Below are 13,941 nucleotides of genomic sequence, written 5' to 3'. Positions count from 1 at the left end.
CCGAGCGCGAAGGAACCCCATGAGTAACCGCACGATCGCCGTGATCTCCGCCGGCCTGAACCAGCCGTCGTCGACCAGGATGCTGGCCGACCGGCTGGCCGAGGCCACCGTCGCCGAGCTCGCAGCGCGCGGCCTGAGCGCGAGCGTCGAGACGTTCGAGCTGCGGGACGTCGCCCACGAGCTCATCAACAACCTGCTGACCGGCTTCCCGAGCGGTGACCTGCGTACCGTGCTGGCCGCGGTGACCGGTGCGGACGGCCTCATCGCCGTCTCCCCCGTGTTCGCGACCACGTACTCGGGCTTGTTCAAGACCTTCGTCGACATCCTCGACCGGGAGGCGCTCACCGGGATGCCCGTGCTGCTCGGGGCCACCGGTGGGACCCCGCGCCACTCGCTCGCGCTCGAGTACTCGATGCGGCCGCTGTTCACGTACCTGCATGCGGACGTCGCCCGCACCTCGGTGTTCGCCTCGACCGACGACTGGGCCGGCCCGCCTGGGGGTCCGGCCCCGGACCGTGGCGGCAGCGCGGCAGCCGAACGCAACGCGCTGCACAGCCGGATCCTGCGGGCCGGCCGCGAGCTGGCCGAGATGGCGGCGGCCCAGCCGCACGCCACCCCGCCGGACCCGTTTGCCGACGCACCGTCCTTCACCGACCTGCTGGGCCAGGCCTGACCCCTCGCGGCGCGCCCAGAGGGGCATGCGCCGTCCCGCCTGCGCGGAGCAGGTGCACAGAGGGGCCCGTATGACGCGCAACAGCGCCATCCGAGCCCCTCACGCACCACTGGTCACCTGCTCCGCGCCGACGGATCGGCACGGAGCAAAACGCGACCGCGAAGATCCGCCGGGTCAGGCCTCCGGGACGACCGCAGCAGCAGGCGCCGCGGCGACCTTGACCTTCGGCACGAAGTCGACGCCGGCCTCGCGGCGCTGCTCGATCGTGATCGGCGCCGGCGCCCCGGTCAACGGGTCGAACCCGCCGCCCGACTTCGGGAACGCGATGACGTCGCGGATCGACTCCGAGCCGGTCAGCAGCGTGAGGATCCGGTCCCAGCCGAGCGCGATCCCGCCGTGCGGCGGCGCGCCGAACCCGAACGCGTCGAGCAGGAAGCCGAACTTCTCCTGCGCCTCCGCCTCACCGATCCCCATGACCTCGAACACCCGCTGCTGGACGTCGCGGCGGTGGATACGGATCGACCCGCCACCGATCTCGTTGCCGTTGCACACGATGTCGTAGGCGTACGCGAGCGCGTTGCCCGGGTCCTGCTCGAACGTCTCGAGCCACTCGGGCGTCGGCGACGTGAACGCGTGGTGCACGGCGGTCCAGGACCCGTGGCCGAGGTCGACGTCGTCGTCCTCACCGGTGGGCTTGAACAGCGGCGCGTCGACGATCCACACGAACGCCCACTGGCTGGAGTCGATCAGCCCGCAGCGCTTGCCGATCTCCAGCCGGGCGGCGCCGAGCAGCGCGCGCGCCTCGGAGATCTTGCCGGCGGCGAAGAACACGCAGTCGCCGGGCTGCGCACCCACGGCCGCGACCAGGCCGGCGCGCTCGGCGTCGGACAGGTTCTTGGCGACCGGGCCGCCGAGCTCGCCGTCCTCGGCGATCGTCACGTATGCCAGGCCGCGCGCGCCACGCTGCTTGGCCCAGTCCTGCCACGCGTCGAACGTGCGGCGCGGCTGCGAGGCCCCGCCAGGCATGACGACGGCGCCCACGTACGGGGCCTGGAACACGCGGAACGGCGTGCTCGCGAAGAACTTGGTGAGCTCGGTGAGCTCGTGGCCGAACCGCAGGTCGGGCTTGTCCGAGCCGAACCGCGCCATCGCGTCCGCGAACGTCATCCGCGGGATCGGCGTCGGGATCGTGTACCCGATCAGGTCCCACAGCGCCACGAGCACGTCCTCGCCGACGGCGATCACGTCGTCCTGCTCGACGAAGCTCATCTCGACGTCGAGCTGGGTGAACTCAGGCTGGCGGTCAGCGCGGAAGTCCTCGTCGCGGTAGCAGCGCGCGATCTGGTAGTACCGCTCCATCCCGGCGACCATGAGCAGCTGCTTGAACAGCTGCGGCGACTGGGGCAGCGCGTACCAGGACCCGGGCGACAGCCGGGCCGGCACGACGAAGTCGCGCGCACCCTCGGGCGTCGAGCGGGTCAGGGTCGGCGTCTCGATCTCGACGAAGTCGAGCGCATCCAGCACGCGGTGCGCGGCTGCGTTCGCCTTGGCGCGCAGGCGGAGCGCGGCGGCCGGGGCAGGGCGGCGCAGGTCGAGGTAGCGGTACTTCAGGCGGACCTCTTCGCCGACGACCTCGTCGGAGGACGCGGACACCTGGAACGGCAGCGGGGCGGCCTCGTTGAGCACGACGACGTCGTGCGCCACGAGCTCGACGGCGCCCGTCGCGAGGTTCGGGTTCTCGTTACCCTCGGGGCGAAGCCCGACGACGCCGGTCACCTGCAGCACGTACTCGTTGCGCAGACCGTGCGCGACGGCCTCGTCCCGGATGACCACCTGGGCGATCCCGGAGGCGTCACGCAGGTCGATGAACGCCACCCCACCGTGATCGCGCCGCCGGTCGACCCAGCCCGCGAGCGTGATGGTCTGACCGATGTGCTCGGCTCGCAGCGAGCCGGCAATGTGGGTGCGAAGCACGAAAGAAGTCCTTCCGGGGGTGGTGAGCGCGGTTCCAGCGCCCACGTGATCGTAGTCGCTGGCGCCTGGCGGTCCCATCTCGGCCCCGGGCGGCCGCCAGCCACCCCGCCAGGTGGTGGCCCCGACGCCGCCCGCCTCAGCGCAGCTCGCCCGACGCACCGCGCGGCACGACCGGCCGGTGCGGGCGCACGGGCGCCAGGCGCTGGTATCCGGCGCCGGGCGCGGGCCGCGGGTCGCTCTCGCCCACGTTCGGCCACAGCGAGACGGCTCGCTCGGCCTGCGCGGTGATGGTGAGCGACGGGTTCACCCCGAGGTTCGCGGTGATCGCGGCGCCGTCGAGCACGTGCAGCGTCGGGTAGCCGTGCACGCGCTGGTACGGGTCGAGCACCCCGTCGTCAGAGGTCACCCCGATCGGGCAGCCGCCGATGAAGTGCGCGGTCATCGGCATGTTGAGCAGGTCCCCCCAGCTGCCACCGGGGACCCCGTCGATCTCGTCCGCCATGAGGCGAGCGGCGCGGTGCCCGTCCGGGATCCAGGTCGGGTTCGGGTCGCCGCGACCCTGTCGGCTGGTCAGACGTCCCCCGACCGCCCGCGACCGTCGCCGCAGCCGGGCGGGCAGGACCCGCGCCCACTTCGGAGCCACCCCGGCGAGCGAGGTCGTGAGCGAGTTGTCGAGCGACTGCATCACGAGCGCGATGGTGGTGCGCTCGCTCCACCGGTACGGTGCGAGCGCCCGCACGGTCGCCAGTGGCCGACGACGAAGCTCACGCCCGTACTCGGCCGCGATCGATCGCCACCGCACCGACAGCGGCGCGCCGACCGTGAGGACCGTCTGCAGCAGCGCCATCGCGTTGGAGCCCTTGCCGTACCGCACGGGCTCGATGTGCGTGGTGGGGTTCGGGTAGAACGACGAGCTGATCGCCACGCCCCGGCTCAGGTCGCGCGCCGGGTCGAACCGGGGAGCGCTCGCCCCCAGCAGAGCCTCCGAGTTGGTCCGAGTGAGCTCGCCGAGCCGGGGCGAGATCCGCGGCAGCCGCCCCGAGGCACGCATCCGGTGCAGCAGCGTCTGGGTGCCGTAGGTGCCCGCGGCGACGACGACCTGGTCCGCGCCCCACACGGTCCGGCTCCGGCGACCGCCGGGCCCGGTCCCGCGCGACACCACGGTCCACCCGCCCCCGGCCCGCGGCACCAGCTCCGTCACGGTCGTCAACGGCACCACGCGCGCGCCGGCACGCTCGGCGAGGTGCAGGTAGTTCTTGGTCATCGTGTTCTTGGCCCCGACGCGGCAGCCCGTCATGCACTCACCGCACTCGGTGCACCCCGTGCGGGCCGGCCCCACGCCGCCGAAGAAGGGATCGGGCACGTCGACGCCCGGTGCACCGAACAGCACCCCGACGTCGGCCAGCTTGAACGTGTCGGCGCACCCCATCCGGTTCGCGACCGTCAGCATCAGCCGGTCGGCCGGCGTGACCGTCGGGTTGGGCGCGACCCCGAGCATGCGCGCGGCCTGGTCGTAGTGCGGGGCGAGCTCGGACGCCCAGTCGGTGATGTGGGACCACTGCGGGTCGGCGAAGAACGGCTCCAGCGGACGGTAGAGGGTGTTGGCGTACACGAGCGAACCACCCCCCACCCCGGCCCCGGCCAGGATGAGCGAGTCCTTGAGCAGGTGGATGCGTTGGATGCCGTAGCAGCCGAGCGCGGGCGCCCACAGGAACGTGCGCAGGTGCCACGACGAGGCGAACTCGTGGTCGGCGAACCGCCGCCCGGCCTCGAGCACCACGACGCGGTACCCCTTCTCGGTCAGCCGCAGCGCCGCGACCGACCCGCCGAACCCGGAGCCGACGATCACGACGTCGTAGTCGCGCAGGTCGTCGGCGGTGCCGGTCGTCCCGGGCGCGGGCGGGACATCAGCGGGCGGGACATCAGCGGGCGTGGCAGCGGGCGGGGCGTCGTCGACCATCCGGCATGTTGGCACACCAACCCCGCTCCTGGTGGCCCAACGCGGCACACCGGCATGATGGCGCGATGACCCTCCCCAGCCCGCCGCCCACGATCGAGCTCCGGGTGCTGTCGGCCGAGGCGCTCCGCGCGCTCTACCGGCTCGATCTGGCCGGGGCAGGTCGCCTGGTCGGGGCTGAGATGCCCGAGTTCTTCGCGACGCAGGGCTGGCTGTGGCGTTGGCGGCTGCACCAGATCGACGCAGACCCGAGCTCGGCCCACTGGTTCGTGCGTGCGGCGGTCGCCGTCCTGCCAGCCGGCACGGGCCCTGAAGCCAGCACCCCGATCGTCGTCGGGCACGCCGGCTTTCATGGCCCGCCCGACGACGACGGCCGCATCGAGATCGGCTACACCGTCGTCCCCGACCTGCGCGGGCGCGGTTTCGGGCACGCGATCGTGACCGCCCTGCTCGCGGAGGCCGCGCGCGAGAGCGCCGTGCGGACCGTGCGGGCGAGCGTCGCCCCGACCAACGCCGCGTCGCTCGCGCTGGTGCGCCGGGCCGGATTCGTCCAGGTGGGCGAGCAGTGGGACGACGAGGACGGGCTCGAGCTCGTCTTCGAGCGACCCGTCCTCGCGACAGACTAGTCGACTAGTCCCCCATCAATGCCTCTGTGCTCTAGACGGCCTGCACCCGCGGCCACAGGTCCTCGGCCGGCGGCGCCCAGGTCGCCGGGTCGGCCTCGACCTGCTCGCCGGACCGGATGTCCTTGACCTGGTCGGGTTTCGCCGCCACCACCGTGCCGTCCGCCGCGACGGACGCGTCCGAGCTCGGGAACCACACGAACGGGACCCCACGCCGGTCGGCGTACTTGATCTGCTTGCCGAACTTGGCAGCGGTCGGCGCGACCTCGACGGGGATCCCCCGCGCGCGCAGGGCGGCCGCGATGCGGTCGGAGACCGCGCGGGTGTCCTCGGTCGTGACCGCCACGACGACGGCGCTGGGCACCGACCGGGAGACCGTAACGAGCTCGGCGCCGAGCAGGCGCGACACGAGCCGCGACACCCCGATCGACAGCCCGACGCCCGGGTAGGTCTTCGCCCCGTCCGAGGCGAGCGTGTCGTAGCGCCCGCCCGAGCAGATCGAGCCGAGCTGCTCGTGCCCGACCAGCACGGTCTCGTACACCGAACCCGTGTAGTAGTCGAGCCCGCGGGCGATCTTCAGATCGGCCACGACGACGCCGGGCGCACGCTCGGCGGCCGCGGTGATCAGCGCGTCGAGCTCGTCGAGCCCGGTCTCGAGCAGCTCGGAGGTGATGGCGTGCTGCGCCGCGAGGGCGCGCACCCGGTCCACCACCGTCGAGTCCGACCCCGAGATGGCCGCGAGCTCGAGGCACGCTGCGGCCTGGTCGGCCGACGCGCCGGCGTCGGCGACGAGGGCCGCCGCGACCGCCACGGGCCCGATCTTGTCGAGCTTGTCGATGCCGCGCAGCACCCCGTCGATGTCGTCGAGCCCGAGGCCGCGGTAGAACCCCTCGGCGACCTTGCGGTTGTTGACCAGGATTCGCACGGGCGGCACGCCGATCGCGGCGAGCGACCCGAGCGCCTCGGCGATCACGAGCGGCAGCTCGACCTCGTAGTGGTAGGGCAGCTCACCGGCGCCGACGACGTCGATGTCCGCCTGCACGAACTCGCGGAACCGCCCGTCCTGCGGCCGCTCCCCGCGCCACACCTTCTGGATCTGGTAACGCTTGAACGGGAACGCCAGGTGCCCGGCGTTCTCGAGCACGTACCGCGCGAACGGGACCGTGAGGTCGAAGTGCAGCCCGAGCGACGAGTCGGACGTCTCAGCCGTCGCGGACGCCTCCTCCTGCAGTCGGCGCAGGACGTAGACCTCCTTGGAGGTCTCCCCCTTGCGCAGCAGCTGGTCGAGCGGCTCGACCGCACGCGTCTCGATCCCGGCGAAGCCGTGCAGCTCGAACGTGCGCCGCAGCGCATCGAGGATGTGCTGCTCAACGGTGCGTCCGCTGGGCAGCCACTCGGGAAATCCTGACAGGGGGGTAGGGCGGGCCATGGGGCCTCATCCTGCCAGGTAGGGATTCCGCCTCAGTTCGAGATCCATCCGCGTGGCCGGCCCGTGCCCCGGCAGCAGCAGCGTGGCGGGGTCGATCGCGGCCACGAGCTCGCGCAGCGTGTGGCCCATCGCGGCGTTGTCGCCGCCCGGCAGGTCGGTGCGCCCGATCGAGCCCGCGAACAGCACGTCGCCAGTGAGGGCGGTCCGGGTGGCACCGCCGACCAGCGACTCCTCCCCCGGCACGAACGACAGACCCGAGACCGACGTCGGGACGCCGTCGACCAGGAACAGCGACGCGCCGGCCGTGTGGCCCGGCGCGTACAGCACGGCGAGCGGCGCCCCCGAGAACTCCAGCCCGTCCAGCTCGAGCGTGGTCCCCTCCAGCGAGGTGCCCGACGACGTGCCCGGCGCGCGCGTCGCGGACCCGAACGTCTCGACCCGGGCCGGGGTCTGGTACCCGCCGGGCGGCAGCCCGACCGCGGTCAGCGCCTGCGCGAGCGGACCCGCGGAGTCGTGCCCCGCGCCGCCGAGGCCGAGCGTACCGAACGGGTCCGCGAGCCGGTAGGCGTCGGCCGCGTGCAGGTACAGCGGGACCGCGAACGCCTCGGACACCTCCGCCGCGCCCCAGGTGTGGTCGACGTGGCCGTGGGTCGCCAGGACGGCGACCGGCCGGAGCCCGCGTTCGGCCACGATGGCGCGCACGCGGGGTGCGATGCCGGCGCCGACATCGACCACGACGCACGAGACGCCGTCGTCCGCCACGACGAGGTAGCAGTTGGTGCCGAAAACGGGTGCGACAGCTGTCAGGACGTCCATCGCGCCAGGCTACCGAGCCGCGCGCGTACGCCCGGCGAACCGCCGCCGATACCGGACTGTGACCCCAGGCAGCGTGTTCACCTCCAGCGTTGCCTAGACTGTCTCCGGTCCCAGGCATCGCCACCGGCGATATCGTCCGTCCGAGAGGCACGAGGAGGTCAGTTGTCCCCGAACAAGCGCGAACGCGAGAACGCCCGACGCCGCTACGAGCACTACCAGGCGAACCTGGCCCTGAAGGCCAAGCGGCGCCGGCAGCGCACGATCGCCGGCGCGATCCTCGGGGTCGCCGTCCTCGTGCTCGGGATCTCGCTCGCGGTGTCCCTCAGCAACAACGACACCGCCGCTCCCGCAGCGCTCCCGACGACACAAGCCACCTTCACGCTCCCGGATCCGTCGACCGCGCAAGCGCGGACGTGGACCGGGACCATCTCGACCAGCGTCGGCGACATCGCTGTCGAGCTGGACGGCGCTGCGGCGCCGCAGGCCGTGGCCTCGTTCGTGAGCCTGGCGAAGCAAGGGTACTTCGACAACACGCCGTGCCACCGTTTGGCCACCGGGATCAAGGTGCTGCAGTGCGGCGACCCGACCGGCAAGGGCGACGGCGGTCCGGGCTACAGCTTCGGCCCGATCGAGAATGCCCCGGCAGACTCCGTCTACCCGGCGGGCACGATCGCCATGGCCCGCGTCGGCAACGACGCCAGCTCGATGGGCAGCCAGTTCTTCCTCGTCTACGAGGACACCACCATTCCCGCTGACTCAGCGGGTGGCTACACCGTATTTGGCCGAGTGACGTCCGGCCTGGACGTCGTCAAGGCAGTCGCGGACGCTGGGGTACAGGGCGGTGGGGCCGACGGCCCCCCGGTCACCAGTGTCACCATCCAGGGAGTTGAGACCCAGTGACCGAGAACAACACCGCCACCGGACCGGACGACGATCTCGTCCCGGCGCCGATCGACGCGACCGAGCCGATCCAGGCCCCGGTGACAGAGGTCGCCGAGCCAGAGGCCGACGTGCCCGCCGAGCCAGCCGCTGCCGAGCCCGTTGCGGCCGAGCCCGCCGTCGCCGAACAGGTCACACCGGAGCCGGTCACACCCGAGCCGGTAGTCGCTGAGCCGGTTGTCGCCGAGCCGGTTGTCGCTGAGCCGGTTGTCGCTGAGCCGGTTGTCGGCGAGCCCGTCGTCGTCGAGCCCGTCGTCGCCGAGCCCGTCGTTGTTGAGCCCGTCCCTGCCACAGAGACCGCGACTCCCGGCGCGACCACGCCGTCCACGGCGCCGACCCCGCGTCCGGTTCCCCGCCCGATGCCGCGCCCGATGCCGCGAGCCCCCCAGGCTCCCGCGCCGCACAGCCCGACGCCCGACGGGACCACCCCGGCGGTCGTCGCAGCCCCGGTCGCGCCGCCGCTCGACGCCGCGGAGGCCGCTGCCGCAGCCGCGTTCGGCCGCGTCGACGAGGACGGCACGGTGCACGTCCGCGAGACCGCGGGTGAGCGCATCGTCGGCCAGTACCCGGGTGCGAGCGCCGAGGAGGCCCTCGCGTTCTACGTCCGCCGGTACGTCGACCTCAAGGCGAAGGTCGTGCTGTTCGAGGCGCGCCTCGGCGCCACCGACATGCCCGTCAAGGAGATCGACCAGACGCTCGCCAAGCTCACCGAGGAGACGGCCGAACCGGCCGCCGTCGGCGACCTGGACGACCTGCGCACCCGGCTCGATGCGATCCGCGTGATCGCGGTCGAGCGCCGCGCCGTCGTCGAGGCCGAGCGTGCCGCGGCCAAGGAACAGGCTGTGGCGCTGCGCACCGACATCGTGGAGCAGGCCGAGAAGATCACCGCGACCGATCCCGAGCGCATCCAGTGGCGTCCGGCCGGCGAACAGCTGCGCATCCTGCTCGACCAGTGGAAGGAAGCGCAGCGCTCCGGACCACGCATCGATCGCCCGACGGAGGAAGCGCTCTGGAAGCGGTTCAGCCACGCGCGCACGAGCTTCGACCGGGAACGGCGTCACTTCTTCGCCGAGCTCGAGACCAAGAACGCCGATGCTCGCGCCACCAAGGAGGCGCTCGTCGCCGAGGCGGAGGCACTGTCGACGAGCGGCGAGTTCGGCGCCACTGCGGCGGCGTACCGCGAGCTGATGGCCCGCTGGAAGGCCGCCGGCCGCGCGAGCCGCAAGGACGACGACGCGCTCTGGGCCCGGTTCCGGGGCGCGCAGGACAGCTTCTTCGCTGCGCGTGACGCCGCCACCGCGGCCACGGACACCGAGTTCGCCGCCAACCTCGAGGTCAAGGAAAAGCTCCTGACCCAGGCGGAGAAGCTCTTGCCGGTGACCGACCTGGGAGCTGCCAAGACGGCGCTGCGCGACATCCAGGAACGCTGGGAGTCCGCCGGCAAGGTGCCCCGCGGCGACGTGCAGCGGGTCGAGGCGCGGCTTCGCGCCGTCGAGACCGCCATCCGCGACGCCGACCAGGCCGTCTGGACCCGCGGCAACCCCGAGACCCGGGCACGGGCCGAGGGTGCAGCGGCCCAGCTCGAGACGGCGATCGCCGGGCTCGAGTCCGACCTGGCAGCGGCGAAGGCCGCCGGCAACGACCGCAAGGTCGCGGAGGCGCAGACCGCCCTCGATGCGCGCCGCGCCTGGCTCACCCAGGTCCAGCGCGCGGCGGACGACCACCGCGCCTGATTGAGCATCACCTCAGGCCTGCGCCTGAGACCACGCCCTGGGGGCCGCCGCATGGCGAACCCCAGGGCGTCGTGGTTTCCCCCCGAGAAGTCGTGTCAACCCCCGGGCACTCACGACGACGCGTCGTCCACAGCGGCCGTCCCCACCGGGCGGCACCGGCCCGGCTCCGGCGATGCTGGGCGCCATGGAGCGGACGGCGCTGGCCTGGATGTCGCAGCCCCCGTTCGTCGTGCCCGAATGGTTCGACCTGCGGGAGACCGGCCCCGTCCTGTGGCAGGCGCTGCTGCGCGACGGCATCACCACGCACGTGTGGGGGCATGTCGCCATCCCCGCCGACCGGCTCGAGACGCCGAGTATCCGGGCCGGGGCGCTGGAGCTGCTGGTCCCCCGGCGAGGCGTCGTGGGGCGGGCAACGGCCGCGTGGGTGCACACCGGCGGCCCCCGGCCGGCCCGGATCGACGTCCTCGTCGCGCCCCACGCGCGCCGACCGGACCCGCACCCCCAGCGGGTCCCGCACGAGTGCGTGCTGCCGGCCGACGACGTCGTCGTGGAGGGCGCCCTGCGCGTGACGACCGTCGAGCGCACCGCTGTCGACGTCGCGCGCTGGGTGGATCACATCGAGGCCCACCGGATCCTGGACCGCCTCGTCCGGATCGCCGGCCTGGACCCCGCGCGTGCGCTGACTCGACTGGACGCGCTAGCCGGCCACCGCGGTGTGCACGAGGCGCACACGGCCCTCGCACGCCTGCTGGAGGCTCAGTCCGACGACGTCACACTCGCGACGTGCTCGACGTCGGCCCGCGAGCCCGTGAGCCGGTAGACGTCGAAGACGCCCTCCACCTTGCGCACGGCCGCGAGCACCGAGGCGAGGTGCCCGGGCTCCGCCATCTCGAAGATGAACTTCGACATCGCGACCCGGTCGCGCGACGTGGAGACGCTCGCGGACAGGATGTTGACGTGCGAGTCGGACAGCACCCGCGTCACGTCCGACAGCAGCCGGCTCCGGTCGAGCGCCTCGACCTGGATTTGCACGAGGAACATCGACGTGCCGCCCTGGGTCCATTCGACCTCGACGAGCCGCTCCGGCTGCGCACGCAGGCCCTCGACGTTGACGCAGTCGGTCCGGTGCACGCTCACCCCGGAGCCACGTGTCACGAAGCCCATGATCTCGTCGCCGGGCACCGGGGTGCAGCAACGCGCGAGCTTGACCCAGATGTCGTCGACACCCTTGACCACGACGCCGGGATCACCCGTGCGCACGCGGCGGTTCGCCCGACCCGGACCGTCGGGCTGGGCCAGGTCTTCCTCGTCGCCGGGCTCGACGCCCATCGACTGCACCAGCCGCTGCACGACGACGGCGGCTGAGACCTGCCCCTCGCCGATCGCGGCGTACAACGACGACACGTCCGGGCGTCGCATCTCGTGCGCGAGCGCGACGAGCGAATCGTGCGACAGGAGCCGCTGGATCGGCAGGTTCTGCTTGCGCAGCGCCTTGGTGAGCGCGTCCTTGCCGTGCTCGACGGCCTCCTCGCGGCGCTCCTTCGAGAACCACTGCCGGATCTTGTTGCGCGCGCGGGGACTCTTGACGAACACGAGCCAGTCCCGGCTCGGGCTCGCGGTCTCCGACTTCGAGGTCAGGACCTCGATGACGTCGCCGTTGTCGAGCGTCGAGTCGAGCGGGACGAGGCGACCGTTGACGCGCGCACCCATGGTGCGGTGACCGACCTCGGTGTGCACCGCGTACGCGAAGTCGACAGGCGTGGAGCCAGCCGGCAGCGCCATCACGTCACCCTTGGGCGTGAACACGTAGACCTCGGCGCCGGCGATCTCGAACCGCAGCGAGTCGAGGAACTCGCCGGGGTCGGCGGTCTCCTTCTGCCAGTCGACCAGCTGGCGCAGCCAGGCCATGTCGTTGCCCGCGGCGTCGGTCGTGGCCCCGGCGTGCTTCGAGGACTCCTTGTACTTCCAGTGCGCCGCGACCCCGTACTCCGCGCGCCGGTGCATGTCGTGCGTGCGGATCTGGATCTCGACCGGCTTGCCGCCGGGCCCGATCACCGTCGTGTGCAACGACTGGTAGAGGTTGAACTTCGGCATCGCGATGTAGTCCTTGAACCGGCCCGGGACCGGGTTCCAGCGCGCGTGCAGCGCGCCGAGCGCCGCGTAGCAGTCACGGACCGAGTCGACCAGGACACGCACCCCGACCAGATCGTAGATGTCGGCGAAGTCTCGGCCGCGCACGATCATCTTCTGGTAGATCGAGTAGTAGTGCTTCGGCCGCCCGGTCACGACCGCCTTGATCTTGGCCGTGCGCAGGTCGGCACCGACCTGGTCGCGGACGATCGCCAGGTACTCCTCGCGGGCCGGTGCGCGCTCGGTCACGAGGTGCACGATCTCGTCGTAGACCTTGGGGTACAGCGTCATGAAGGAGAGATCTTCGAGCTCCCACTTGATCGTGTTCATCCCGAGGCGGTGGGCGAGCGGCGCGTAGATCTCGAGCGTCTCGCGCGCCTTGCGCTCGGCCGACTCCGGGGCGACGAACTTCCACGTACGCGCATTGTGCAGGCGGTCGGCGAGCTTGATCACCAGGACGCGGATGTCCCGCGACATCGCCACGACCATCTTGCGCACGGTCTCGGCTTGTGCCGCGTCGCCGTAGGTGACCTTGTCGAGCTTCGTGACGCCGTCGACCAGCATCGCGACCTCGGGACCGAAGTCCTTACGCAGCTGCTCCAGCGAGTAGTCGGTGTCTTCGACGGTGTCGTGCAGCAGCGCCGCGACGAGCGTCGGCGTCGTCATGCCGAGCTCGGCCAGGATGGTGGCGACGGCGACCGGGTGGGTGATGTACGGGTCGCCGCTCTTGCGCAGCTGTCCGCGGTGCGCGCGCTCGGCGACCGTGTAGGCCTGCTCGATCGCGGCGAAGTCGGCCTTCGGATAGTTCGCCCGGATCGCCTGCATGAGCGGCTCGAGCGCCGGCGTCGTACCGCTGTTCCGCGTGCCGAACCGGACCAGGCGTGACCTGACCCGGCTCGCCGTGGGAGTGCCGTCGGCGGGCGCGACGGACGTCTGCTCGGCGTCTTGCGCCGCCGTCCGCGTGTTGTCGCTCATTCGACCTCCCCCGGCCCGTCAGGTACCAAGTGCCAAGTTTAGGGCCGTCAGGTGCGAGAACAGGAAACCAGACACGACGTGAGGTCGAACGCGGTGCGCAACCGCGCGGTCAGTCGACCGTAAGGATGACGTCCACGGGCCGGCCGCCAAGCCGAGATCGACCCGACAGGAACGTCAGCTCGAGCAGGAAGGCGAGCCCGACGACGACCCCGCCGGCCTGCTCGATCAGCGAGACCGTCGCTGCCGCGGTACCGCCGGTCGCCAGCACGTCGTCGACGACCAGGACCCGTGATCCGGGGGCGATGGTGTCCGGCAACAGCTCGACCGTCGCGGAGCCGTACTCGAGGTCGTAGGACGCCTCCATGGTCACCCCGGGAAGCTTGCCGGCCTTGCGGACCGGCACGAAGCCGACGCCGAGGGCGGTCGCCACGGGAGCGCCCATGATGAACCCGCGCGCCTCCATCCCGGCGACCAGGTCGACCCCGCCCGCGTCGCGGGCGACGTCGGCCAGGTGCTTGATGACGGCAGCGAACGCCGGGCCGTTGACCAGCAACGGGGTGATGTCCTTGAACACGACCCCGGGCTCCGGGTAGTCCGGCACGTCGCGGATGAGCCGCCCGCACAGGTCGGCCAGGACGCTCCGCTCGGTGAGAACCGGGCTTGCCGTGGACAGGTTCTCGTCAGCCACGATG

Annotated in this window: 11 protein-coding genes; 5 read left to right on the top strand and 6 right to left on the bottom strand. The window is 72.1% G+C overall.

The window, feature by feature from the left end:
- Positions 1-19 precede the first annotated feature (19 nt).
- Positions 20-673, top strand: coding sequence for an FMN reductase (locus VTA80_RS20120; RefSeq protein WP_407342839.1), 654 nt, complete (start codon positions 20-22; stop codon positions 671-673).
- Positions 674-847: 174 nt separating this feature from the next.
- Here the strand turns inward: VTA80_RS20120 and aspS are convergent, their stop codons facing one another.
- Together aspS and VTA80_RS20110 are read right to left on the bottom strand one after the other, a co-directional pair.
- Entirely contained in the window at positions 848-2,647 is a 1,800-nt protein-coding gene (aspS, locus tag VTA80_RS20115) for an aspartate--tRNA ligase (protein ID WP_407342838.1), read from the bottom strand.
- Between the two features lie 136 nt (positions 2,648-2,783).
- Positions 2,784-4,622: an FAD-dependent oxidoreductase gene (locus VTA80_RS20110; RefSeq protein ID WP_407342837.1), complete on the bottom strand. Its 1,839-nt coding sequence runs from the start codon at positions 4,620-4,622 to the stop codon at positions 2,784-2,786.
- Between the two features lie 50 nt (positions 4,623-4,672).
- Here VTA80_RS20110 and VTA80_RS20105 point away from each other — a divergent pair, with 50 nt between their 5' ends.
- Positions 4,673-5,230 (top strand): GNAT family N-acetyltransferase, encoded by a 558-nt coding sequence (locus tag VTA80_RS20105; protein WP_407342836.1) that lies wholly within the window; start codon positions 4,673-4,675, stop codon positions 5,228-5,230.
- Between the two features lie 31 nt (positions 5,231-5,261).
- On the opposite strand, the gene hisS is transcribed toward VTA80_RS20105, so the two are convergent.
- Positions 5,262-6,656 (bottom strand): histidine--tRNA ligase, encoded by a 1,395-nt coding sequence (gene hisS, locus VTA80_RS20100; protein ID WP_407342835.1) that lies wholly within the window; start codon positions 6,654-6,656, stop codon positions 5,262-5,264.
- 6 nt (positions 6,657-6,662) lie between these two features.
- Positions 6,663-7,472: an MBL fold metallo-hydrolase gene (locus VTA80_RS20095; protein ID WP_407342834.1), complete on the bottom strand. Its 810-nt coding sequence runs from the start codon at positions 7,470-7,472 to the stop codon at positions 6,663-6,665.
- Between the two features lie 162 nt (positions 7,473-7,634).
- On the opposite strand from VTA80_RS20095, the gene VTA80_RS20090 reads away from it, so the two are divergent.
- The 3 genes from VTA80_RS20090 (at position 7,635) to VTA80_RS20080 (ending at position 10,964) form a co-directional block, all read left to right on the top strand.
- Positions 7,635-8,372 carry a peptidylprolyl isomerase gene (locus VTA80_RS20090; RefSeq protein ID WP_407342833.1) on the top strand — a complete coding sequence of 246 codons (738 nt, stop codon included), beginning with the start codon at positions 7,635-7,637 and terminating at the stop codon, positions 8,370-8,372.
- Complete coding sequence (locus tag VTA80_RS20085) at positions 8,369-10,144, top strand: DUF349 domain-containing protein (protein ID WP_407342832.1); 1,776 nt, start codon at positions 8,369-8,371, stop codon at positions 10,142-10,144. Before VTA80_RS20090 ends, VTA80_RS20085 begins: the two co-directional genes overlap by 4 nt.
- A 184-nt stretch (positions 10,145-10,328) precedes the next feature.
- Entirely contained in the window at positions 10,329-10,964 is a 636-nt protein-coding gene (locus tag VTA80_RS20080; protein ID WP_407342831.1) for a hypothetical protein, read from the top strand.
- Here VTA80_RS20080 and VTA80_RS20075 read toward each other — a convergent pair.
- Together VTA80_RS20075 and VTA80_RS20070 are read right to left on the bottom strand one after the other, a co-directional pair.
- Positions 10,901-13,249: a RelA/SpoT family protein gene (locus tag VTA80_RS20075; protein WP_407342830.1), complete on the bottom strand. Its 2,349-nt coding sequence runs from the start codon at positions 13,247-13,249 to the stop codon at positions 10,901-10,903. The two genes, VTA80_RS20080 and VTA80_RS20075, sit on opposite strands and share 64 nt — an antisense overlap.
- A 109-nt stretch (positions 13,250-13,358) precedes the next feature.
- Positions 13,359-13,940, bottom strand: coding sequence for an adenine phosphoribosyltransferase (locus tag VTA80_RS20070; RefSeq protein ID WP_407345826.1), 582 nt, complete (start codon positions 13,938-13,940; stop codon positions 13,359-13,361).
- Position 13,941: the final 1 nt, after the last annotated feature.

The sequence above is a fragment of the Pengzhenrongella phosphoraccumulans genome (assembly GCF_045689905.1).
In the GTDB taxonomy this organism is placed as follows: Bacteria; Actinomycetota; Actinomycetes; order Actinomycetales; family Cellulomonadaceae; genus Pengzhenrongella; species Pengzhenrongella phosphoraccumulans.
This window is presented reverse-complemented; position numbering and strand designations above follow the sequence as displayed.

Coding starts and splice junctions, on each gene's coding strand:
- VTA80_RS20120 (WP_407342839.1), top strand. CDS start 20: ATGAGTAACCGCACGATCGCCGTGATCTCCGCCGGCCTGAACCAGCCG.
- hisS (WP_407342835.1), bottom strand. CDS start 6,656: ATGGCCCGCCCTACCCCCCTGTCAGGATTTCCCGAGTGGCTGCCCAGC.
- VTA80_RS20080 (WP_407342831.1), top strand. CDS start 10,329: ATGGAGCGGACGGCGCTGGCCTGGATGTCGCAGCCCCCGTTCGTCGTG.
- VTA80_RS20095 (WP_407342834.1), bottom strand. CDS start 7,472: ATGGACGTCCTGACAGCTGTCGCACCCGTTTTCGGCACCAACTGCTAC.
- VTA80_RS20105 (WP_407342836.1), top strand. CDS start 4,673: ATGACCCTCCCCAGCCCGCCGCCCACGATCGAGCTCCGGGTGCTGTCG.
- VTA80_RS20075 (WP_407342830.1), bottom strand. CDS start 13,249: ATGAGCGACAACACGCGGACGGCGGCGCAAGACGCCGAGCAGACGTCC.